This is a genomic window from Roseivirga ehrenbergii (genome assembly GCF_001593005.1).
Lineage (GTDB): Bacteria > Bacteroidota > Bacteroidia > Cytophagales > Cyclobacteriaceae > Roseivirga > Roseivirga ehrenbergii.
Genome location: NZ_LQZQ01000023.1, coordinates 1 through 23,267 on the forward strand (window position 1 = coordinate 1; position 23,267 = coordinate 23,267).

The following is a 23,267-nucleotide window of genomic DNA, read 5'->3' on the forward strand; positions in this document are numbered from 1 at the left end:
GTGCCTCCGTTAGCGGCAAGGGTTCCCACAGAAATGCCATCAGAATCTGTTTCTCCTGACTGTACAACATATCTAAAGAGTAAGCCACTTGTTCCTGAACCACTATGATATGTTGCCCAACGGGTGGTAGAACCTATTGTTACTGCCAATTGGGGGGTTCCGCCTGTTGTTACTGCAGTTACGTTCTCAGAGAAATTAACCGTGAAATCTAAATTCTGGCCGGCAATGTATGTTGCGTTAGGGGGAACAGAAACGCTTGTTACGGTTGGAGCGGTTACATCTGCTGCTGTTGTAATATCCACCTTGGTCGGAGTTGCTTGTAAATTTGGGGTTCCTTCATCATCTTGAGCAACTACATATACATCATATGCTGTATTAGATGTTAGGCCGGTAACGCTAAAGTTATTTGTAAAAGCTCCTGTAGTTACTGCCGCATTCCCGCTAGTTACTGCAGCACCTCCTCCTGAGGCTGTACCTGCTTTTACTTCTGCTGAAGTTGGGGCGGTTGCACCATCGGGCACTACTATATAATAGATGGTTCCAGCTTCATCGATGTCTGTGCCTAAAGTAAAGCCTGTTTGGGTAACTGAAGAAGAACTTGGAGTACTGTTTTCGAAGCTTGGAGCAGTGTTGTCAGACACGGCACCACTGGTCACAATATTAAAGACTACTGCGCCAATGGTTACATTATTAGAGAAATCAAAGTTAAGTAGCCCAGAAATAGCAATGCTATTGGCAGTATGTGAAATTGATAGTCCCGTAGTGTTAATGCTAGATTCTAATGTATTAATTGAAGCACCTGTAATTGTGCCAAACGTACCCCCAGAAAAATTAAAATTAATGACATTAGCATTAATAGTGCTGCTATTTCTACCTGCCAACGTCAATGTAGCTTCATCAAAATCTACATATAAATTTTTATTTGAACCAATTTCAAATTCAACACTATAATCAGCTGCTGCACCTAAAAGATTATCGTCTGAATTATTTATAGTCTTAGTAGAAGTTAGCTCTACAAACTCGACAGCTGCTCCTGCGAGAGAACCTGTAGATGAGGAGCTATTTGGAGAAACGGTAAAGGTATTATAACCAGAGGAAGTGATATCGTACGCTGCTGAGTTATTTCCTTCCCAATTACCAGCACCCAAAGCATAGTCACTGTTAATGGCTCTCATCAACTGAGTTTTAGTTCCTGTAGTTATCCCTTTATACCTTACATTATCATTCTCATGATCATCAGGATTATTTGGGTTGAATAGTGCAATACAGTTAAACCCATTAGTTAAGCCAGGAGGTACATTACTATAGGCTGTACCTCCAGCAGCATTATTTAGATCTGACCAACCTGTGTTGGTATCATAGCCAATGCTTAGTCCATCATCTAAATGAATTGCAGCAATAAAAGTAGGTACTATTCCAGCTGGTCTAACACCACTAGAAGACTGATATGCAATTACCTGATCTCCTCCTAATAAATTCCATCCTGTACCAGACAGAATACCAGATACAGTACCTCCACCTATTACATTCATCACATCAGTACCTGTTTCGTAGATATGGACTACAGAACCTTTTGAAAGACCTCCGGCAGGAGCTGTCCATTTAAAATGCCCTTCGGAAGTCCCTACCCAGTAGCCACTTGAAGTAAAATTAGCGTCTACACTCGTGTCTGTATTTCTGGTTCTCCAACCCTCTTCGGTAAAGTATATCACTTCTCCAGCCGGTATGTCTTTCAAGGCTACCCAAGTGAAGCTATGGTCACCGCCAGACGTTGGGCCTGGATCTTCATTTACCCCAATAAAGGCTATATCGCCATGAGTGAGTGTATTACTAATAGGTGCATCTGAACCATCCTCCGTTTTTAACTTAAACGAGGAAGTAGAAAGAAGTAGAAAAAAACAGAGTAGTATGCTTTTGCCTAGGGATTTGGTGATTCTCATGTTATAAAAATTATGTGCAACTATAATTGTGAGGTGAAATCACAGTTGCAGATTTTTTCAGAGACAAAAAAACGGCCTTTAGAAGAAAGTAAATTGTAGAAATCGGAAATGAGGATTATTATCAGTTATTAGAAGCCTTGGCGAAGAAGATAGGCGCTAGAGGAACGTTCTTTCCTTAATTGCTTAGGTGTTTTTCCACAAAATTTCTTAAAATCACTACTGAAATGCGCCTGGTCATGATAACCCATCTGATAAGCAACGTCAGATAACTTATCAGTATCCTCCATCTTATCTAACAGCTTAAGAGATTCGTTAAAGCGCGTCAACTGAATAAATCTTTTTGGACTAAGGCCAACATACTCATTGAAAATATTCACAATATGCCGTTCTGTATACCCCATCCATTCGGCCAAATCGGTTACCGTTATCGTAAATGCATTAGTGTTTACTATTCTTTTATAAATTCGCTCAACATCGACTCGTATCGGGTTATTTCCAAGTTGCTCATTCATAAATGCCTCCATTCTGTCAACTACATCTAAAGTCTTCAGTTGAATATTAGGCAATGGTAATTTATTCCCTTCCAGCTTATCAATAGTATCGAGCCTTGTGAAGTTGTTTAAGATATCCTTAGGTTTTATCCGAAAAAGGAGTCCTAAATAAATTGGATGTATAGAAGCCCCAATCACACGAACCTTCTTATGAGAATACTTAGCCATACTGTCAATACAAGCCAAATAAAAGCCGCTATCTACCAAAGATTTACGGTTCAGTCCGTCATATTCAACGTAAAATTCTTCATCAGTTTCTATATAAAAAAAAGCAGATCTTCCGCTTGGCAATAAAAAATCAGCGCGTTCTGTTTGCTGGTCATACTCCATTACAAAGAATGAATGAACTACGTTCAAAAGCTCATGCTTGGGTTTAATATGAGAAACCTTTAAACTCATAACACACGTGTTAAAAGCTTATCAGGCGATGGCTTGAAGCCTAGAAATGAAAATTCTTGAATAATAAAATCACGGTCATCTTCGAATGAAAATAACAAATAGCACATATACGAAGTAAATTGAGTCTCTGTAAGCTGATTTTTGACTTTCCTGTCTTAACCAGATAAACAAAGCAACATATTATTAATTCGAAATATTATTAATTTCAGTTCGATTATTTTATTGGAGAACCAACAGAGCTCATGCTTATACTATAAGCAACACACTAGTTTACAAACCACTGGGTATCAAAAAATAACACTGAATTACATGACGAAAAAACAACAAAGAAAAATCTACATTTTTATTTCAAAGGCCAAAAACATACACAATACCATTTAAAAATTAGAAAGCCCCATAACTCAATTGAGTTAGGGGGCTTTCTAAATATAAGTCAATACGTTACTGCCCTACAAAGAAAATTGAGTTGGCAACAAACAACTTTCCGTTTTGCCAGAAGGCACGGAAAAGTGGGTTATCGGCCATATATACAATAGAGCCTCTGCCATAGCCTTCAACACCGAAAACTACAGATTTGGCTAGTCTTTCTTTGGCCTTATCTCCAGCTACTCCACTCACGTAAGAGTCAACTCCTTCGATAATTCCAACATTACCTCCACCTGCTAAGTAAGCATAACGACTGCTGTTGTTTTTTAAGGTGAAGTAGTAATCAGGATATCCGAAAGCAAGCGGGTGCGTATTGTCCACTTTCAATTTAAAAATTGCGCCCGGCAAACGAGAGCTTGCGAAAAGATCACCTCTATCGGCATAAGGTGTTAAAGCTTCCTTTTCCTTTTGTTCATCCGTTTTCTTATTGGCATCCTTCTCGTCAGAATCGCTGGCATAAGTTTTTAAGCTGAAACTATCTTTTCCTGCAAAAGTGTTTATTGAACGTTCGATAGCGATGATTTTTCCACCTCCACGTACCCAACTTTTCACATCATCCATGCGGCTACCGCCCAAAGCACTTCCGTAAGAACCACTTGGCAATACCAAAGTATTGTAGTTGTCGAGGTTAATGCGCCCGAAGTCGTTTACATCTACCATAGTGATTGGGTAGTTGAGCTCTTGTTCCATAAAATACCAGAACTCACCAAAACCAAGTGAAGAAACGCCATCCCCTCTTAATACCAAGATTTTAGGCGCGTCCAAAAATTTCACTCCATTTGAACCAAAATCTTTACCCGTTTCCACAAAAGTAGTTGGGGTAGAAGTAAGGTTTCTGTCGTAAGTTTTTGCGGCATTTTTCACGATGTCGTCAAACTTACTGCCCATGTGCATGTTTCCTTTTCTGGTAATGATTAGCGTTCCAGGTGTATAAGAGTTGCCTGCTACTGAAAACGGCTCTTCTGCAAACCTCAATTTGATGTCGTTTTTAAGCAAATGTCCTAAGAACTTAGCATCCTCTAAAGTCTCCCACTTCAATAAATAAGCGGCTGGTTTGCTGCCTACGTTTACCTGACCTTGTGGTTTAGAGTACTTAGCTGGCTTTACGTCCATTTTGGTTTCAGTAGCATAAGCGTCTAATCCCATCATGTAAGGCACAGCCCAAGCGGTAATGTCATAGGTATCGGAAGTACTGGCAAAAGTATTTGGTTCGAAAAACGCCTGCACCAAAACTGCTTTAGGTTGAAAAGCACTAATGATAATATCACCATTCTGAACACCAGCATTCTCCGTTTTACCTGTTAGGTAATTAAATGAAGACACAGCCTTGCTAGAGGAACCAATGCCATAAACAATTTGCTGGCTATCTAAAAAATCAGTCAACTTTTTAAGTTTGTCTGGGTGGTTCGTTCCTCTTACAATATAAGTTTTATACTTGGCTTTAGGGTTGTTCACTGATTTATTAAAGAAGTTAGCAAACTCATCTACCATTTTTTCGCTGTATTTAGAAGCGGTTTCTACCGTAGACATTCCAGTGGTATAATGATGTGCAATCGCATCTTCTAGTTTCAAGGTGTCGCCCTCATCTGTAAGAATGGCCAAATCGCTACTGCCTTGCTCGTAAGTCATGCCAATAGCTCCGTTGAACATCGGATAAGAGTCACCATAACTTGGGTACAGCATATCGAAGCTTTCTTTAGTAAAGAATAGCCAACCGTTTTCGTCAAAATACTTGGCGTGGTTTTTACCAATAATGTCTTGAAAATCTCTTTGCCACTGCGTTACCTGATCGTGAACTGGCTCTGCAGCTGGCGCGAAATAATAAGGACTATTGCTACCCTGCTCATGGAAATCCACATGAATATGCGGCATTACCGTATTGTAGAATTTCATACGCTGCTGAGATTCTACTTGTGTTTGCCAAGCCCAGTCTCTGTTCAAATCAAACAAATAATGGTTTGCTCTTCCTCCTGGCCAAGGCTCGTTATGTTCGGCAGCCTCTGGATTTGGGTTGGGCGTAGTACCAGCCACTTGGTTGATCCAGTTAGAGTAACGGTCACGGCCATCAGGGTTGATGCAAGGATCGAAAATTATGACTGTGTTTTTCAACCATTCTCTTGAGGTTGTATTGTCTGGCCTTGCAATTTCATAAAGCGTTTTCATTGCCGTTTCTGTAGAGTTCGCTTCGTTGCCATGCACGTTATAACTTAACCAAACTATACCGATTTTCTTTCCAGAAGGCTCGCCTTCCATCAGTTTTGCTCTTTTCAGGTTATCGGTACGAATGGTTTCCCAGTTATCGATATTTTCTTGAGACGATACAATTGCGGCAACTAAAGGGCGCAGCTCATTGGTTTGGCCATACTGATGAATTTTTGCATTGCTCAGCTGATTGGTGACGTACTCATAGTAGTCTACCACTTTATAATTAGGTGTAAATCGTGTACCCAATTTATATCCCAAGAATTCATCTGGGCTTTTAAGCGATTGCGCTTGGGTTTGAAAAAGTGTGAATGCCAAAAGGCACAGGCAGAGGAGTGTTCTTTTCATAAATGTAGAGTTAACAGCGAGGAATTTACGGCTAATTAATTTCTTGCCAAACTTGATTTTCCTGATCGGTTGAATGAGTTTACTTCACCTCAACCACTTTGAGCTTATAAAAAGTAATCAAGTCGGGTTCTTCTTCTAGCTTGCTAATGTCTTGATGCGCCCAAAGAAAGCCCTCATTATCTGCCATATCGAAATAAGTTATTTTTTCAGGAAGACTCAGGTTGGAATTCATTCTGACTCCATTTTTCAAGATTAAGTGTTTTTGAGGATTGGCTTTTGAAATCTTTTCTCTAAAGTCGGGCGAATCCAGACCAAGGGCTTGAACATCTTTTAACTTTATTCCAGAAGAATAAATCAGTACTTCAAAATCACCAACCTTATAGAGTTTACTAATTTTCCCACTCCAATCTCTAGGCTCCATTTGCTCTTTAAAGCCTGCTTCACCCATGGTATAGCCTTCAAACAAAATAAAGTTATCAAACGGAATGCGGATTTTCTCTACCAACTCTCCACTCGGAAGTGAGACTGTAAATAAGGAAGTATCATCCTCATAGGCATAGTAAAGCATATTGTCCCTTACATCAATCACAGGTTTCATAAAGTAGAAAGCCTTCCCTGCTGAAACATACCTGCTATCGTCCGTAAGTCCACCAATCGGTTTGTACACTTCATTATCTAAGTTCTCAGGAGTCAAGCTTTCTTCTCCAGCCAAATGAGGATCGACAATAGTCGCTACTTTGAATTCTTTATAAAACTCTGGCAAATGAGCTCCTAAATCTGTTTCTGGCCCCATATAAGCCAGTAATCTATTATGATCTTTGCCTTTGATTTCAAAAACCTGATTCAGGCCCATATGAATCATACCTGAATAGTTTATGTGAGCTTTTGTTGACTTTCTGAAGTTGAAATCCATGTCGTAGGTTTTCACTTGTGTACGCCCCATTAAAGCAATTCCATCCTCATAAAATTCACCAGAGAGTAAGTAATCTCCCACGGCTTGTGGGTCGGCTGATGGCCGGTCCATAGTTTTAAGCACTTCACCTTCTGGGTTAAGTATGTACGCTACTGGAGGCCTCGTTTGATAGGCCAAAATTTCACCTGTTTCGTCCTTTACATCGGCAATATTTAAGCCTGAAGACAGGAGGTTAACTTGGACGGAATCGACAATTTTCAATTCGTAAACAGCAGCAACATCAGCCGATTTTTCATTAGTACTACCGCAGCTTATGAGCAAACCAAAAGCCGATACGAATAGAAGGTAAAGCGAGTATCTTTTCATAAAGTCAATTTCAACTTCGGAAATTAACTTATTTTCTATCTGAAGAAAAACAAATTAAAATCTATTCACTCATTCAGCAGCCTCCAATACAATTGCTCGGGAGTACTTTCCATTTTCGCCTGAGCCAAAAAGTAAACGGGTTTCAGACATTTCTTCGAGTTCCAACAAATAGTATTGCGAAGCAAAAAGATCACCACTTGTCTCACCTCTACTGTGCTCTATGATAAATTTACCAGTGGGTTCATCATAAAAATACTTTACCGTAGCCACTTGCTCGTCCGGCTCAGGCCAATAACAACCCAATTCTCCTAAAACAACTTCAACTTCTTGGTTATCAGCTTTAAAAATGTAGACATCGTCTTTATAGCAATCATTAAAATCACTCAATTCATTATTGCTATAATTGGTATAGTAGGCCGTTACTCTCCATGACTTTTGAGAGTTACCATACACCGCTTTTAATTGTTCTGCTGAGAACTTAATTTTTGGAGAGTCATCATCGTTTTTACACCCCATTAAAAAGGTAAAAGAAAGTAGTATGACTAAAAAGTATTTAGGTGCTTGCATAAAGGCTTCAAATTTAAGCAGTCGTTACCAAAGGTTATGCCATAAACCTTAAAACTGTACTTTGACACCTCTCTTTTTTTAAGAAAGAATTATTACACCAAAAGACTCTTGTTCAAAAAAAGTAAGCCTAATTTTGAATACTAAACCCAGAACCGTGAACCGCTACTTCATCGCTATTCTTCCCACCGAACCTTTGGCTTCTGAAATCATGAAAGTCAAACAGTATTTTGTGGAAGCTTACAGAAGTAAAGGTGCTTTACGGTCGCCAGCTCACCTCACTTTGCATATGCCTTTTCTATGGAAAGCAAAGAAAGAAGCTCAACTGATTAATTTACTTGCACAAACAACTAATGTAAATCCATTTAAAATTCAATTGGATGGTTTTGGGGCTTTCCCCCCGAAAGCTATCTTCATTAAGAATAAGCCTTCTACAGAACTGAATGCATTTCAAGAGCAACTTACCCGCTTTACTTGGCGTGAAATGAAGCTTTTTAACCCCACACATAACCGTGGCTTTCATCCGCACATAACCGTGGCTTTTCGAGACTTAAAAAAGGAAGGTTTTTACAAAGCTTGGCCCGAATTTGAGCACAAAAGCTTCGAGGGTGAAATCGAAGTCAATTCTTTTTGGCTATTAAAACATGATGGCAAACAGTGGCATCCGTTTCACGAATTTATTTTCAAACCTAAAAATTAATTTCCGAAGGGAAGCACAAACAAATAGACTGCTGCAAAATGAAATGCGGTTCCAGCCGTAACAAAAATGTGCCAAATGGCATGATGGTATTTCAGTTTACGCATCAGGTAAAAAATCACGCCCCCCGTGTAGCACAATCCGCCATAGAGCATCAAGTTTACAGCTTCTGGAGAAATCAACTCTGACAAACGCGAGAACAGAGTAAAGCCCAACCAGCCCATTCCCAAATAAGAAATGAGAGAAAACACTTCGAGCTTGCCAGTAAAGAAAATCTTGAAAATGGTGCCTGCAAAGGCAATTGCCCAAACAGCGACTAGCACATTCATCCCCAAAGCTTCTTCGCGAAGCACCACCCAACAAAATGGCGTAAAAGTTCCTGCGATTAGAACGTAAATGGCGATGTGATCTAACTTCTTATATAATGATTTTCGCTGTTGTGATTTGACACTGTGATAAGCCGTTGAAGCGGCATAAAGCAAAACCATGCTCAGGCCAAACACCAAGAACCCAACTTGTTTTTCAGTAGCATTTGCTGGGGTTTTCAATAATAAGAATACCGTCCCAACGATCGCTAAAACGGTCGCAATTCCATGTGTCCATGCGTTAGCTAATTCTTCTTCAGGAGAGTACGCTTCTAGTTTCTGCTTATTTTTCATCTGGAAGTATTAACGCAGTGCCACAAAATTTGCAGTAATGCGCAATGGCTTCATGTCCTGTTTGATGACAATTCGGACACTTTACTTTTTTTCTTTCAGCGTTGTCTTTGGTCAGTTCTGCGGTTACAATACCTGTAGGTACGGCTATAATTGCATAACCCATAATCATAATAAACGAAGCCAATGACTGACCAATTACAGTTTGCGGGGCAATATCGCCATAGCCTACCGTAGTAAGTGTTACAATGGCCCAATACATACTGACTGGAATACTGGTAAAGCCGTTTTCGCCTCCCTCGATCATGTACATGGCCGTTCCGGTAATCATTACCACCGTAAGTACCGAACCTAAAAACACTGTTATTTTATGCCTACTAGCCTTTAAAGCTCTGGCCAATTGTTCGCCTTCACCCACAAAGCGCCCTAGTTTTAAAATTCTAAAAACCCTGAGCAATCTTAATGCACGAATAATAAGTAGGTACTGAGTTCCGGTAAAAACCAGACTGATATAAGCAGGTAATACTGCCAATAAATCAATGATTCCGTAGAAGCTAAAGGCGTATTTTCTGGGGGTTTCAGAAACATATAAACGCAGAATAAACTCAATAGAGAAACCTATGGTGAGTACCCATTCTACTATTTTAAAAAGCTGACCGTAATGCTCGTTAAGTGATTTTACGCTTTCTAAAATTACTGCCAATACACTAATTACAATGGCCCAAAGTAAAGCTACATCAAAGGCCTTACCCGCAGGTGTATCGGCTTCAAATATGATGATGTAAATCCTTTTCCTTAGGCTTTTGTGCATTCTCAAAAGTAGTAATTATTTATAGAATGTCGTTTCCAAAAAATGCTTTGTAATTATTCTAAGCCTAAGGCCTGTTATTGTTAATTATTATAATGGTGCGGGGTTATAATAAAAAAACCTTCTTGCCCCAGTTTTTGGTATAACGGCATCAAAATTCTACCATCTAGATGAGACACTACCTCCTTCTCATGCTCTACTGCCAAATGTTCACCTTTCTTTATTTTTTGAAAGTTGACATAGCCCGGATTCATAACAAAACTATTTCTATCTACAAGTTTATGATGGTACTGAATTTGAAATAAGCTTGCGCCATCGGGCGCATATTTTGCCAAATTACTTCGGCACTCATCTTTGTCTTCTAAGTCATCGGGATCAATTAAGCCCGACTTACACAGAAAGAGCCAAATCATGGCTTCATGGTTTTCTAAAGAAGTAAAAGCATGGTGATGGCCCGCCTCAAAAGTAAAACCGGTAAATCCTTCATCCATAAAAAAATCATTGAGCGACCACGCCACATGATTGGAAAACCCAACCACGGTATGTACTGGGAATTGCTGCGCAAAGCGGTAACTATCTGCTTGATCTGCCGAACTGATGTAAGGCATGGTTTGAGAGGAAGTGGTATGACAGTCTAAGAAAAAGCTCTCAGCATATCTACCTAAGTATGGCTCCATGGCTTCATACATCTCTTTGGCCTCCTTTTCTTCTGAGGTTTTAGGAGCTTTAATAAAAGAGCGAATCCGTTTACTTTCCCATAACCTGTTTAAATCTTCATCTATAAACCGAACGTTTTGTTGTAAGGCTTTTATGTTTCCGGTCAATACTAAAAGCGTGCCTTTCAGTTTCAGTTTAGCAAGCTCTATTTTTCGAAGTACTTTCTTTGCGGCAAAAACACTACTCGGCTCATTACCGTGAACGCCAGTAGTAATTACCCCTAATCGATTGGACTCTTTGTTTTCAATTTTACCAACAATTCGCTCCAGTTCAATATCTTCTATTAATGGAGCAAGATGTACCCTTTGTTCTGTGTCATTCATAATTCATTAGTTTTATGAGGACTCAAATTCACTTACTTTTTTTACATCCTCTTCTAAAATAAGACCTGCCAATGTTCCTTTAACCATGACAGGCAAACAGTGTATTCCATTCTTCTTCATGAGTTTTTTCACCTCTAAAAAAGAAGTTTCAGGACAAACACTTATAAAGTCTTTAAGCATCACTTCCTCCACAGCACATTCTCGATTCGACTTTTCAGAAATATCTGACTTGGCTAATATTCCGCATAGTTTTCCCTTCTCATCTTCTACTGGCACGTGCGTCAAGTTCTTCCATTGCATTACCTGATCACCAAAATCAAGCAAGTCATGTTTCCTTATGGTGAAAATGTCGGAGTTCATAATGTCTTCGGCTGTTTTGCTCTTAATTGGGCTAAAATAGGCGTACTTTTTGGTCAGAATTGGCCATTCGTGTACGGGCGTTTCGAGCAAGCAATTTTCTTTACAGAAAGAAGTAATGGTAAGAGAAGCATCAGATACTGAAGCATTTTTTCTCAAGTTTCTAAAACTATCTAGCATCCAAATCGACCCAGTTTTTGCCTTAGCCACTCTATGTTCAATAATATTCAAATACTTATCTATAGAGTCTTTCGACACCCCTTTTTTCTCTAGTCCATCCTTTGCCATGGGTAGCAAGTGATCTAGAATAAGGTCTTGTGCGGGCACGAGTTCACCTTCAAACCAACGAAACTGACTTTCTAAACCCCATTGTGCTGCTTTAGAAAAATTAGCACGCACATGATCAAAAGCTAAAAGTTTAGAAAAATCTTTAACCTCTTTAGGGCGTCCCTCCATTAAGCCAATCCAGAAAGCAGCATTGGCAATTTCATCTACCAAAGTAGGGCCTGAAGGAATATACCTGTTCTCAATCCTTAAATGAGGCTTTTTGCCTTCGGTACCCAAACATGGACGGTTCCAACGGTATACAGTTCCGTTATGAAATTTAAGAGACTCCAATGAAGGTACTTGTCCGTTTTTCACAGTTTCCAACGAGTTAGCATCCGAGTTAGTCATGACAAAAGCCTTGTAATTGGTAATGTCTCGTTTGAAAAGGTCAACAATTCCTTTGGTCACATAGTCATCGCCAAAAGCTGCTCTCGGCCTTTCATTAATTAGGTTTTTATAAGGTTTTCGAGTGTCTGTAGTTTGGCCAAACAGGGCAATTCGGGTTTCGTGCCACAAACGCTTCCCTAAAAAAATAGGACTATTGGTACAAGCCGCCATCACTGGACCTGAGATTAACTGCGCCCAATTATAGGCCTCCGCAAAGTCCGGTGAGGGAATCTGTAAATGGATTTGAAAGCTTGTGAACGAACCTCCATACACCGTTGGGTTCTCCCTACTAATCAATTGGTCAATTCCTTCGATATGAAATTCGTAGTTTCCTCCCCTGCGCTGATTAATCAACTTGAGCATTGTTTTATAGCGCAAACTAGGCGACAATGCACCTAAACTAAGGTCTGAGTTTCGAAGCGTAGGCAAAATTCCAGTCAATAACACTGCGCTTTTATGCTCTTTGGCCTTGGTTTGAATTACATGCAGTTTATCTTTTAATTGCCGATGTAATTGATCGAAACAGCCCCCATACAATTCAATAGGATCACTATTGATTTCTAGGTTGAATCGAGCATATTCTTCTACTACATCACTCCGATCTAGCTCGTTCACAATATCATTTCCTACCAAGGCGGGTCGGCAGAGTTCATTCACAATGTCCATTTCCTGTTCGGAACCAATCCGTTGAATATCGTTTTCAAACCAATCTTCGCGCAGCATGAATTTCAATGCCTCAATATCATCAAGAACACTTTTCTCAAAGGCCATGTGCTGCTCTTGTGTCTTTATTTCTTGTAGGTGGTGCTTATCCATTTTTGGTGATTTTGCTTTTGTAAAGAAAAATCTGTTCCAAGCCCACCTCACTGAAGTGAATTATCTATTTATCCTATTTTAAAATGAAATAGCCCAGTTTAGGTAAAGGAATTGGTTTTATGTATCCGTTGCTATTTTGTAGCGTTAGCGAAACAAAATGTAGAAGGTTGGGTAGATTTTCCACAAGGATTATCCATTACTCGCATGTCTTGAGGCCAATGCTAAGCGAGGATCATGGATAAATGGAAGCTTTTGCATAGCTACCACTTCCAGACTGAAAAAATCAAACTCTTCTACCACCTTGCCTGTAATTTCATAAATACCTTTCCCTCTAAAAGGGTACTTTGCTGCTACTGGAGGAAAATGGGTGCTGTCTATAAAGTGGCCTTCACGGTCAATCCATGTCCCAAACTGCATTCGTTTTCCGCCCGAAGTAGTAGTGCTCTTTACATGAATTAAGTAACCCACCATTTTCACTAGCTTGTTTCTATGCTGCTCCATTTCCCTTGCCATCACCTCTTTTTCTGGCTGCTCTTTTAATAAATGGAAAGGGTTGCAAAGCGGAAAGCCAAGTAATTCAATCTGATCAAAAGCATCTTCCAACAGATCATAGTTGAGTTCAGGTAATTTATAGTGCTTTACTTCTGGATCGAAAAGCATTTTGGCTGGTTTGGTTTTTTTCTGCTGGCCTAGCTTAAGATAAGCCTCCCAAAGCAATTCCTTTTTGGTGTAGCCTGTAAAACGAAAAGCATTAATTCGGATAAGCAAGCTTAGCTGATCGAGCGAAATCTGTACCCTTTTCAAGAAGTGATCGAAGCTCATAAATACTCCGTTCTTTTGCCTTTCTGTGAGCACTTCCTGTACCGTGTTTTGTTCTAACGCACCAATAAATGCCAAGCCCATAAAAATGGTGTTACCATAAATGGTACAGAGTTGTTCGCTTTGATTTACACAAGGCGCTTGAATATCAGCTCCGTGCATAAAGGCCTCGTGCGCATATAACTCCACACTGTAAAAACCACCACCGTTGTTCATGGTTGCTACCATGTATTCCAGCGGATAATAGGCTTTCAGAAAAAGGCTTTGGTAACTTTCTACAGCATAACTGGCCGAATGACCTTTAGCAAAAGCATAACCAGCAAAGCTTTCGATTTGCCGCCATATTTCTGCTGCCAACTGATGAGAATGGCCTTTGGCCGCGCAATTTTCAAAATACTTATCACGAACGCTTTGAAACTCCTCACGTGAACGATATTTCCCCGACATACCCCTGCGCAACACATCGGCTTCGGCCAAAGTAAGGTCGGCAAAGTAATGTGCCACTTTAATTACATCTTCCTGATACACCATTACACCAAAAGTTTCGGGCATAATACTTAACATGGTTGGGTGAGCTTCTTTTCGTTTTTCGGGTTCGCGAAAGCGCAAAATATATTGGCGCATCATGCCCGATTTGGCCACCCCAGGCCGAATGACCGAACTGGCCGCCACCAGGCCCAGGTACTCTTCCACCCTCAGTTTTTTGAGCAGCATGCGCATGGCGGGCGATTCTACATAAAAGCAACCGATGGCCTGCCCTTCGCGCAGCATGGCTTTGATTTTTGGGTCTTTTTTAAACTGAGCAATATTATGAATATCAAAATACGGATCTTCAGGGTGATTTTTAGAAATAATTGACAAGCTCTCCTTGATCTTTCCCAAACCGCGCTGGCTCAGAATATCGAATTTATATAAGCCCACATCTTCGGCCACAACCATATCGAAATGAGTGGTAGGAAAACCCTTGGGGGGAAGGTAGGTAGCAGTATAATAATGGATGGGTTGCTCCGAAATCAGAATTCCGCCCGCATGAATACTCAGGTGGCTGGGAAAATTCTCGATGTACTTTCCATAACGCAAAACCAGCAAATGTAGCTCGTCCAAGTCCTCCACTTTAGCCGACTGGATATAATCAATCTCGTGCGGAGGCACACCGAGTACTTTGCCCAGTTCGCGCACAATGGCCCTAAACTGAAAAGTACTATAAGCAGCCAACAAGCTAACATTCTTAAATTCTGAAAAAATGAAGTTGGTAATGTCTTCTCTGTCTTTCCACGAAAAATCAATATCGAAATCAGGTGGATTTTTTCTATAAAGATTGATAAAACGCTCGAAATAAAGGTCGAGTTCTATGGGGTCTACATCAGTAATACGCAGTAAATAAGCCACTACAGAGTTGGCTCCACTGCCTCTACCTACATAGAAATAGCCTTTGCTTCGGGCATACTGACAAATGCGCCAATTGATCAAAAAATAAGACATAAAACCCTGTTGCTTGATCACCTCTAATTCCGTTTGAATACGATTTAGAATTTCTTGGGTAGGCTGTGGGTAACGATAATCAAAACCTTTTTTGCAAAGCCTTTCCAACATTTGATAATCTGCCTCGGGACTACCGCAATAAGTGCGTTGATTTTTATTCAGGTTTTCCCCTTCGAAATCAAAATGGATACTGCATTCATCCAGTAGCTTTTCGGTATTGGTGATCATATAGGGGTGATCTCGATGCAGTTCCTTTAACTCCTCCACAGGCCGAATGAAATCCTCTGCGCTGCCTTCTTCTGTCTTAGGCAGTTTACTCAGTAGTGTATTGTTATCAATGGCTCGCAACAAACGATGGGCATTAAAGTCCTTTTTCAGGACAACCCTTTCCCCAGTCTCTTTATCAATTTTACTTCTGAATGTAGCGGTTGGCAACATCACCAGTTTGGTCTTTTCCATCTGGTGTGGCGGATAAACCAGCTTAATTAAATCGGCAGGCTTTATACCAATAAATTCGTTTTCGCGAAGCTGAAAATGGGTGTATTTCTGAAAAGGGTACACCACAAAAGCATGCTGAAAAGCTGGAGCTCGGTCTGGAACATTTTCTCCCGAATGAAGAAACTTAGAGAGGTAATCATTAAGCTCTTTAAAGCCCTCGTTGTTTTTGGCAATGGCTACAAAAAGCTGGTCGGCTCCATTTCTGAAATCAATTCCCAAAACTGGCTTGACTCCATATTTTGGTGCCATCCGTACAAAATTGAGACTGGCAGCCGTGCTATTAATGTCCGTTAAAGCAAAAGTACGCACCCCGGCTCTCTGCATTTGAGCAAGCAACTCGGCTGTTTTAATAGTGCCGTATTTAAAGCTAAAATAGGAATGGGTGTTGAGGTACATGCTAAGGCCATTTTTTTATCAATTATCGTCTCCTGTTCGGCAACAATGGTGGAGGTTCACCATTAAATGGATTGAAACGACTGATGGTTCTAGCTTCCATACCAGCTGCGCGCATCACTACACGGTCACCATATTTGTCGCGCATTTTGTCCATGGCATGATAAAGATTGAGCTGCTCTTCTATGTCTTCAAAAAGATTGATCTGGTAACTTCCTTCCACCAAATGACTAAAGCGGACTCCAATCAGTCTGACCAAAAGTCGTTTATGGTAGAGTTTATTAAACAGCTCCAATACCTTCGCAATCAGTACATGGTCTGCAGAGGTATATGGAATTCGAGACTGAAGCGTATAAGTATTGAAATCGGAATAGCGGACTTTGACAGTAACGCAAGAAGTAAGCTTTTGACCCCTGCGCAACTGAAAAGCAAGATTTTCGGCCATGGCCAGCAGTATACCTTTAAGTTTAACTACATCAATAGTGTCTCGGTCAAAAGTTCTTTCCGTAGAAATTGACTTTCGTTCGTTGTAAGGCATCACTGGCGAACTGTCCAGCGCCTGCGCCTTCTTCCAAATGCTCACCCCATTTTTGCCCAGCACTTTTTCCATCAGCTCCATAGGCATTTCCTGAATGGTCTTGATTTGCTTTACTCCCAAACTGTACAGTGTTTGTTGAGCTTTTTCACCCACCATCGGGATTTTACTGATGGAAAGCGGAGCAATAAAGGGCACTTCTGTGCCCAACTCTACCATAATTTGATTATTTGGCTTTGCTTCGCCTGTAGCTATTTTAGAAATGGTTTTATTCTTCGATAAACCAAAAGAAATGGGCAGCCCAGTTTCTTTAATAATCCGTTTACGCAGCTCCAAAGCCATGGTATAGCTATTGTAAAACTTATCTAAGCCTGTCAAGTCAGCATAAAACTCATCGATAGATGATTTTTCGTAAAGCGGTACTGTTTCTTTTATGATGTTGGTTACGTCCTCGGAATAATTGGTATAAGTAGCGGAATTACCCCGAATTTGGATGGCATCTGGACAAAGTTCTTTGGCTCGTTTCATGGGCATGGCCGAATGCACTCCATAAGCCCGCGCCTCGTAACTACAAGCCGCCACTACCCCGCGATCGGTAACCCCGCCAATAAGTACAGGCTTGCCAATAAGTCTATTATCGAGCAGGCGTTCAACAGACACAAAAAATGTATCCATATCGAGATGAAGGATCGTCTTTTCCAATTCAGTAGTCTTTCCAAAAGTTAACACAAATCTAATAATTTTAGTTAACTAAAATTATTAGATTTTATGATTGAAAATACTAAAACAATTAAGGGTTATTAGTTCTGCGGGATGGAGTTTTTGATACCTATATTATCGGTTTATCGAAATCTTAAATAAGAATACTCTACTTGGAAGAAGAGTGATTGGTTTATTTTGACATTAATAGTCGTACTATAAGTACTGCTCTGTACATTTTTATAAACCACTTAATGGTGTTGGTTTAAAATAAATCATATATTCGTACTGTGAGTACTGTTAATACATCTAAAATAAACCAACTTCTTAAAATACAACCTAGAGGAACTGTACTTCTTGCCTCTTGGCTTGTAGATAAAGGGTATAGCTTCGATCTCCAGAGAAGGTATCGAGAAAGTCAATGGCTAGAGTCCATAGGGTCCGGAGCCATGATACGCACAGGCGACCATGTAAATATATCAGGCGCGCTCTATTCCCTTCAAACTCAACTGGGGCTATCAACTCATTTTGGAGGCAAGTCTGCCTTAGCTATGCAAGGCAAAGCCCATTATTTAGAGCTTTCAAGTAAAAGGGTTTACCTATTTGGAACCAAAGGAGAAAACTTACCCACTTGGTTCATTCAGCATAATTGGGGAACCCAGATAGAATACTTCTCTACCAAGTTTTTAGATAGTACCTTAGGGCTCACTGAATTTCAGGTCAAAGAGTTCGCTATAAAAATATCCAGTCCAGCTAGAGCTTTAATGGAATGCCTTTACCTAAGCTCAAACAATGAGGACTTTACAGAATGCTATGAATTATTTGAGCCTTTGAACAATCTAAGGCCTGACCAAGTGCAAGAACTTTTGGAAAGTTGTACATCCGTAAAAGTAAAGCGGCTATTTCTCTACATGGCCGAAAAAGCAAAGCACAGCTGGTTTGAGTACTTGAACCTTGAGAAAATAGATCTAGGGCACGGAAAAAGAAGTCTTGTAGAAAATGGTGCTTATGTAAGCAAATACAAAATCACAGTACCTAAAGCATTGGAAAGTAATGGCGGAACCATTCTATAAATCTCAGGTTTCACTAATGCTTCAAGTACTTCCTGAAGTGGCCAAAGAAGAATGTTTCGCACTCCATGGAGGCACGGCCATCAACCTTTTTGTAAGAGACATGCCCCGGCTTTCGGTAGATATAGACCTCACTTATATCCCTATTGAAGATAGAAATACTTCTTTTCAAAGGATTGCTGAAGCCTTATTACGCATAAAGGAAAACATTACAAATATTTTACCTTCAGCAGATATTCAATTTCAAAAAGATATTTCAAAGCTTCAGGTTGTCAATCGAGGTGTTCAAATCAAGATAGAGGTCAATCAAACGAATCGAGGGCTACTAGAGCCTCCTGTCAAGCTGGTTTTATGTAATAGTGCTCAGGAAGAATTCGATGCTTTTTGTGCTACGCAAGTAGTTTCTATCGGCCAGCTTTATGGCGGAAAAATCTGCGCTGCCCTTGACAGGCAACATCCCAGAGATTTGTTTGATGTTAAACTAATGTTGGAAAATGAAGGGCTTACTGAAGAAATCAAAAAAGGATTGATTCTTTGTATTCTTAGCAGTAACCGACCTATTCATGAACTTTTAAGCCCAAACCTACTCGACCAAAGTCAGGCGTTTATCAATCAGTTTGAAGGAATGACCATTGAACCATTCACTTATGAAGAATATGAGGCAACGAGACTAGAATTGATAAAAACTATTCAGAACAACTTGGAAGATCAAGACAAGAAGTTTCTATTAAGCCTTAAAGAACTTAGCCCTAACTGGAGTATCTATAATTTTGAACGATTCCCATCGGTTCAATGGAAATCACAAAACCTGAAACGGTTAAAAGAAGACAACCCCAGAAAACACTTAGAGCTCTCCAAGCTGCTTAATGAACTTTTGGATAGTTTGTAGTCTATTCACACCCACACATCTTCACACACCCATCCCAATAACAATTACCACATGCATTACAATAGCTGATCTCTACTTCAAAATCCTCATATGAAGGAAAATCAGGAGATTCCAACTTAAGGACTCCTCTTTATTTTTAGTTATCGTATTCCTTGTGGTTCATTAATAGTTTCGATTGAAAATTGGCTTAAAAGAGACTCCCATAATTTGTATAACAATTTACGGGAACTAACAAGACAGGACAAGAGAACTAACAGGCCTTAACAGCAAATAAGCCACTGTTTTTCAGTGGCTTACCTCTTGTTTACAGTTGTTAGTTATTGTTAAAAGTGATCCCGACAAGAATCGAACTTGTATCTAAAGTTTAGGAAACTTCTATTCTATCCGTTGAACTACGGGACCATTCCTTTCTAAGAGAGGCAAAATTAATTAATAATACGTGTCTTTCAAGTAATTTGGAAAGATGGTCATGTGCTGCTTTTTCACCTTTTCGAAAATCACTTCACGCATTTCAGCAATATTCTCTTTTTTCTCAGCCGAAATAAACACAACGCTTTCACCTTCAGCATTTAAGTAGGTTTTTTTCAACCTTTCTAGCGTCATGGGCGGATGTTCCATTTCCTCTTCTATTTCAGGGTCTAAAGACTCAAGCAATTTGTCAATTTTATTAAAAATAATGATCGTTGGTTTATCAGCCGCACCAAGGTCTACCAAAGTTTGGCTTACCGTTTCCATTTGATCTTGATAGTAAGGATGTGAAACATCCACGATATGTAAAAGAATATCGGCTTCTCTTACCTCGTCTAAAGTAGATTTAAAAGATTCAATCAAATGTGTTGGCAACTTTCGGATAAAACCTACTGTATCGGACAATAGAAAAGGGATGTCATCGATGGCTACTTTTCGCACGGTAGAATCTACAGTAGCAAAAAGTTTATTTTCCGCCAATACATCTGCCTTCGTCATTAAACGCATAAGGGTAGATTTACCAACATTGGTATAGCCTACCAAAGCCACACGCACAATATTAGTTCTGGATTTTCGCTGAACTTCGTTCTGTAATTCAATTTTCTCCAGTTTCTTTTTCAGTACGGTAATTTGGTTTCGGATTTGTCTTCTATCCGTTTCAATCTCCTTCTCGCCAGCACCACCTCGTGTAGCCGTTCCTCCTCTTTGTCTTTCGAGGTGAGTCCACAATCGTGTAAGCCTAGGTAATAAATACTTAGACCTTGCCAGCTCCACTTGCGTTTTAGCCTGAGCAGTCTGTGCTCTTTTCAAAAATATATCTAGAATAAGTAAACTTCGATCATAAATCTTGATCTGCAATTCTCTCTCTATATTTCTAAGCTGTGAAGGGCTCAAGTCGTCATCAAAAATAATTACTTGTATACCTTCAGCCTTAATATAAGTATAGATTTCCTCAAACTTACCTTTTCCTACAAAGGTTCTTATCTCAGGTTTATCAAGCCGTTGCGTAAACGATTTTTTAACCTCAAGTCCCATTGTATCGGCCAAAAAAGCCAATTCATCTAAATATTCGATTACCTTTTCTTCTGGCTGCTCCCTATTAATTAAAGCTACCAAAACTGCGGTTTCTTTCTCAGTATCAGTTGTTAAATATCCTCCCATAAAGCATCAAAATTACTACTTATCGAAACCATTTCTAAATTCAACTTAGAAATCACTTCATCAAACTAAAAAGTATAAACACCATTTAAGGGTATAATAGTTTTGCATTACCTTATCGTTTGATAAGACAGCTTAACGGCTTAAGTTTGAAAGGAATTTTTTACGCAATGAAAATTATAGAAACTGGCTTTGATGGCCTATACGAAATTGAGTCTACCGTTTTCGGAGATGACCGAGGATACTTTTTTGAGTCTTATCGAAAAAAGACCTTCGAAGAACTCGGAATACAAACAGACTTTGTTCAAGACAATGAATCGTTTTCGGTGAAGGGTACATTACGCGGGCTTCATTTCCAAAGCCAGCCTTATGCACAAGCAAAACTTGTAAGAGTTGCTTTGGGTAAAGTAATGGATGTGGCCGTGGACCTAAGGCCAAATTCACCAACTTTTGGAAAACACCATACCGTTATTTTAGATGCCAAAAAACATAACCTGTTTCTAGTTCCCGTTGGTTTTGCGCATGGTTTCTTAGCTTTGGAAGACAGCGTTTTTTCATATAAGTGTACCAACTACTACAATAAAGCGTCTGAAGGGGGTGTTTTATGGAATGACCCTGAATTAAATATTGATTGGCAAATAGAAAACCCAATCGTGTCTGAAAAGGATAAACTTTTACCTAATTTTGCAGCGTATAAAAACGCACCTCTATTTTGAGTATACTTTCTTTTTTAAAGCCAAAGGATACTTCTCCAGCTTCCGTTTTGCCAATCAAAACAGATATCCATTCTCATTTAATCCCTGCGATTGATGACGGTGTGCAATCTATTGAAGAATCGCTTACAGTCTTGCGTGAAATGGAAGCCTTGGGTTATGAAAAGGTAATTACAACTCCGCATTCAATGCCTGGCACTTATGATAACTCGCCCGAGAATATTAATGCAGGGCTGGAAATCATGCGCGAAGCCATTAAAAAAGAAGGTATCAATATTCAATTAGAAGCCGCCACAGAATATTACCTCGATGAATCATTCGTAGAACTGATAGACTCAGGCGCTCCATTAATGACCTTCGGCAAAAAATACGTTTTGTTTGAGACCCCATTTATGAACATGCCCCCGCAGCTAAAAGAGGTCACCTTCAAACTAAGCTTAAAAGGCTACAAACCTGTCTTTGCTCATCCAGAACGCTATTTATACTTAATGCAAAGTGACTATTTACTAGATGAGTTGATGGACAGAAACATCATTTTACAGCTGAACATAATTTCCCTAACGGGTTGTTATTCTAAGCCAGTTCAAAAGTTTGCAGAAAAGCTTATCGACATGAAGGCTGTGCAACTTATTGGTACAGACTGCCACAACATGGGGCATGTTAATCTCTTGAAAGAGGCAGTAAAAACAAAGTATTTTAAAAAATTAATGAACTTAGATCTTCTAAATAACACCCTTTAGAACTATGGTTTTTGTTACTGGTGCTACTGGCCTGCTCGGTAGCTTTATTTGTAGAGAGCTTATTAAAAATGGCCAGCCCATTCGGGCTATAAGACGTGAAAGCAGCCAACTGACTTTGATCGAAGATATTGCTGACCAGATTGAGTGGGTGAATGGTGACATGAACGACACCACCTTTCTTCTCGAAGCGTTGAAGGATATTGATGGAGTGATTCACGGAGCGGCTATCATCTCATTCGATAAAAGAGATGAGGATAGAATGCACAAAACCAATGTACAAGGCACAGCCGATTTGGTAAATGCTTGCTTAAAGGCAGGAGTTAAAAATTTCGTTCAAATAAGTTCGGTAGCCGCTTTAGGTAGAAAGCCCGGCCAGAAATTTATTGATGAAAAAGATAAATGGGAAGGCACAGAATACGATTCTATTTATGCCCGGTCTAAATACATGCAAGAACTAGAGGTTTGGCGTGGTGCTCAAGAAGGCTTAAACGTGAAAATCGTAAACCCTTCCGTAGTTTTAGGCCCAGGGCTTTGGGGTAGCGGAAGCACCTCCGTTTTTAAATATGCATACGACAGTAAAACATTTCACCCCGAAGGCACCATCAACTTTGTTGACGTACGCGATGTGGCCGAAATATGTGTTAAGCTACTTAACTCAAACATTCAAAACGAAAGGTTCGTACTAAATGCTGGCACAAGAGAATTCAAAGATTTCTTTAAAGAAGTAGCCAGCCGATTTGGCAAAAAACCACCTACTAAACCAGTACCCTATTGGATGCTCAAAGTAGCTGTGAAATTAGAATTTATCCGATCCAGAATTATGCGCCAAAGTGCGCTAATCACAAACGATACAGCAAGGCTGTCGCGCATGCATTATCACTTTAGAAATGATAAAGTAAAAGAAGCTTTAGATTTTGAGTTTCGCCCCATGAACGAAACTTTAGATTGGAGCGTTAGAGAACTTAAATCTATGCACAACCTTTAAAAAAACACGGTTATAAACAGA

At 39.8% G+C, this 23,267-nt stretch carries 18 protein-coding genes and 1 tRNA gene; 6 read left to right on the forward strand and 13 right to left on the reverse strand.

Annotated elements, in window-relative coordinates:
• From MB14_RS09135 to MB14_RS09155, 5 genes are all read right to left on the reverse strand, one after another.
• The coding region (locus MB14_RS09135) for a hypothetical protein (protein ID WP_157716563.1) at positions 1–1,940 on the reverse strand (1,940 nt) is incomplete at its 3' end.
• A gap of 128 nt (positions 1,941–2,068) precedes the next feature.
• Positions 2,069–2,890 carry a helix-turn-helix domain-containing protein gene (locus MB14_RS09140; protein ID WP_062591260.1) on the reverse strand — a complete coding sequence of 274 codons (822 nt, stop codon included), beginning with the start codon at positions 2,888–2,890 and terminating at the stop codon, positions 2,069–2,071.
• Positions 2,891–3,331: 441 nt separating this feature from the next.
• The gene (locus tag MB14_RS09145; protein WP_062591261.1) at positions 3,332–5,866 is read right to left on the reverse strand and encodes a M14 family metallopeptidase; all 2,535 of its coding nucleotides are present in this window, start codon (positions 5,864–5,866) and stop codon (positions 3,332–3,334) included.
• A gap of 79 nt (positions 5,867–5,945) precedes the next feature.
• Complete coding sequence (locus MB14_RS09150) at positions 5,946–7,145, reverse strand: hypothetical protein (protein WP_062591262.1); 1,200 nt, start codon at positions 7,143–7,145, stop codon at positions 5,946–5,948.
• A gap of 69 nt (positions 7,146–7,214) precedes the next feature.
• Entirely contained in the window at positions 7,215–7,712 is a 498-nt protein-coding gene (locus tag MB14_RS09155) for a hypothetical protein (RefSeq protein WP_062591263.1), read from the reverse strand.
• Positions 7,713–7,866: 154 nt separating this feature from the next.
• On the opposite strand from MB14_RS09155, the gene MB14_RS09160 reads away from it, so the two are divergent.
• Positions 7,867–8,409, forward strand: coding sequence for a 2'-5' RNA ligase family protein (locus tag MB14_RS09160; protein WP_062591264.1), 543 nt, complete (start codon positions 7,867–7,869; stop codon positions 8,407–8,409).
• Here the strand turns inward: MB14_RS09160 and trhA are convergent.
• The 6 genes from trhA to dinB form a co-directional block, all read right to left on the reverse strand.
• The gene (trhA, locus tag MB14_RS09165; RefSeq protein ID WP_062591265.1) at positions 8,406–9,065 is read right to left on the reverse strand and encodes a PAQR family membrane homeostasis protein TrhA; all 660 of its coding nucleotides are present in this window, start codon (positions 9,063–9,065) and stop codon (positions 8,406–8,408) included. The two genes, MB14_RS09160 and trhA, sit on opposite strands and share 4 nt — an antisense overlap.
• A complete protein-coding gene (locus MB14_RS09170; RefSeq protein WP_062591266.1) occupies positions 9,055–9,873 on the reverse strand; it encodes an ion transporter in 819 nt (272 codons plus the stop codon). The genes trhA and MB14_RS09170 overlap by 11 nt, the downstream gene beginning before the upstream one ends.
• Before the next feature lie 80 nt (positions 9,874–9,953).
• Positions 9,954–10,910: a M14 family metallopeptidase gene (locus MB14_RS09175; protein ID WP_062591267.1), complete on the reverse strand. Its 957-nt coding sequence runs from the start codon at positions 10,908–10,910 to the stop codon at positions 9,954–9,956.
• 12 nt (positions 10,911–10,922) lie between these two features.
• Positions 10,923–12,797, reverse strand: coding sequence for a CBS domain-containing protein (locus MB14_RS09180; RefSeq protein ID WP_062591268.1), 1,875 nt, complete (start codon positions 12,795–12,797; stop codon positions 10,923–10,925).
• 189 nt (positions 12,798–12,986) lie between these two features.
• Entirely contained in the window at positions 12,987–15,992 is a 3,006-nt protein-coding gene (locus MB14_RS09185; RefSeq protein ID WP_062591269.1) for a DNA polymerase III subunit alpha, read from the reverse strand.
• Between the two features lie 22 nt (positions 15,993–16,014).
• Positions 16,015–17,226 carry a DNA polymerase IV gene (dinB, locus tag MB14_RS09190; RefSeq protein ID WP_062591447.1) on the reverse strand — a complete coding sequence of 404 codons (1,212 nt, stop codon included), beginning with the start codon at positions 17,224–17,226 and terminating at the stop codon, positions 16,015–16,017.
• Between the two features lie 287 nt (positions 17,227–17,513).
• Here dinB and MB14_RS09195 point away from each other — a divergent pair, with 287 nt between their 5' ends.
• Both MB14_RS09195 and MB14_RS09200 read left to right on the forward strand, forming a co-directional pair.
• Positions 17,514–18,296, forward strand: coding sequence for a type IV toxin-antitoxin system AbiEi family antitoxin (locus MB14_RS09195; RefSeq protein WP_062591270.1), 783 nt, complete (start codon positions 17,514–17,516; stop codon positions 18,294–18,296).
• Positions 18,277–19,182, forward strand: a complete 906-nt coding sequence (locus tag MB14_RS09200; RefSeq protein WP_062591271.1) for a nucleotidyl transferase AbiEii/AbiGii toxin family protein — start codon at positions 18,277–18,279, stop codon at positions 19,180–19,182. Before MB14_RS09195 ends, MB14_RS09200 begins: the two co-directional genes overlap by 20 nt.
• Positions 19,183–19,512: 330 nt before the next feature.
• Here MB14_RS09200 and MB14_RS09205 read toward each other — a convergent pair.
• A tRNA-Arg gene (locus MB14_RS09205) sits at positions 19,513–19,584 on the reverse strand.
• A gap of 27 nt (positions 19,585–19,611) precedes the next feature.
• Entirely contained in the window at positions 19,612–20,811 is a 1,200-nt protein-coding gene (gene hflX, locus MB14_RS09210) for a GTPase HflX (RefSeq protein ID WP_062591272.1), read from the reverse strand.
• A 167-nt stretch (positions 20,812–20,978) separates the two neighbouring features.
• Here hflX and rfbC point away from each other — a divergent pair, with 167 nt between their 5' ends.
• The 3 genes from rfbC to MB14_RS09225 are packed head-to-tail and all read left to right on the forward strand — an operon-like array spanning position 20,979 to position 23,246.
• On the forward strand, positions 20,979–21,524 hold the full coding sequence (gene rfbC, locus MB14_RS09215; RefSeq protein ID WP_062591273.1) for a dTDP-4-dehydrorhamnose 3,5-epimerase: 546 nt from the start codon (positions 20,979–20,981) through the stop codon (positions 21,522–21,524).
• Complete coding sequence (locus MB14_RS09220) at positions 21,521–22,261, forward strand: tyrosine-protein phosphatase (RefSeq protein ID WP_084376028.1); 741 nt, start codon at positions 21,521–21,523, stop codon at positions 22,259–22,261. The genes rfbC and MB14_RS09220 overlap by 4 nt, the downstream gene beginning before the upstream one ends.
• Before the next feature lie 4 nt (positions 22,262–22,265).
• Positions 22,266–23,246 (forward strand): SDR family NAD(P)-dependent oxidoreductase, encoded by a 981-nt coding sequence (locus MB14_RS09225; protein WP_062591274.1) that lies wholly within the window; start codon positions 22,266–22,268, stop codon positions 23,244–23,246.
• Positions 23,247–23,267 lie beyond the last annotated feature (21 nt).

Excerpts from the sequence above, each read along its gene's own strand:
- MB14_RS09140 (WP_062591260.1), bottom strand. The coding sequence starts at position 2,890 with ATGAGTTTAAAGGTTTCTCATATTAAACCCAAGCATGAGCTTTTGAAC.
- MB14_RS09145 (WP_062591261.1), bottom strand. The coding sequence starts at position 5,866 with ATGAAAAGAACACTCCTCTGCCTGTGCCTTTTGGCATTCACACTTTTT.
- MB14_RS09150 (WP_062591262.1), bottom strand. The coding sequence starts at position 7,145 with ATGAAAAGATACTCGCTTTACCTTCTATTCGTATCGGCTTTTGGTTTG.
- MB14_RS09155 (WP_062591263.1), bottom strand. The coding sequence starts at position 7,712 with ATGCAAGCACCTAAATACTTTTTAGTCATACTACTTTCTTTTACCTTT.
- trhA (WP_062591265.1), bottom strand. The coding sequence starts at position 9,065 with ATGAAAAATAAGCAGAAACTAGAAGCGTACTCTCCTGAAGAAGAATTA.
- MB14_RS09170 (WP_062591266.1), bottom strand. The coding sequence starts at position 9,873 with ATGCACAAAAGCCTAAGGAAAAGGATTTACATCATCATATTTGAAGCC.
- MB14_RS09175 (WP_062591267.1), bottom strand. The coding sequence starts at position 10,910 with ATGAATGACACAGAACAAAGGGTACATCTTGCTCCATTAATAGAAGAT.
- MB14_RS09180 (WP_062591268.1), bottom strand. The coding sequence starts at position 12,797 with ATGGATAAGCACCACCTACAAGAAATAAAGACACAAGAGCAGCACATG.
- MB14_RS09185 (WP_062591269.1), bottom strand. The coding sequence starts at position 15,992 with ATGTACCTCAACACCCATTCCTATTTTAGCTTTAAATACGGCACTATT.
- MB14_RS09200 (WP_062591271.1), top strand. The coding sequence starts at position 18,277 with ATGGCGGAACCATTCTATAAATCTCAGGTTTCACTAATGCTTCAAGTA.
- hflX (WP_062591272.1), bottom strand. The coding sequence starts at position 20,811 with ATGGGAGGATATTTAACAACTGATACTGAGAAAGAAACCGCAGTTTTG.
- rfbC (WP_062591273.1), top strand. The coding sequence starts at position 20,979 with ATGAAAATTATAGAAACTGGCTTTGATGGCCTATACGAAATTGAGTCT.
- MB14_RS09225 (WP_062591274.1), top strand. The coding sequence starts at position 22,266 with ATGGTTTTTGTTACTGGTGCTACTGGCCTGCTCGGTAGCTTTATTTGT.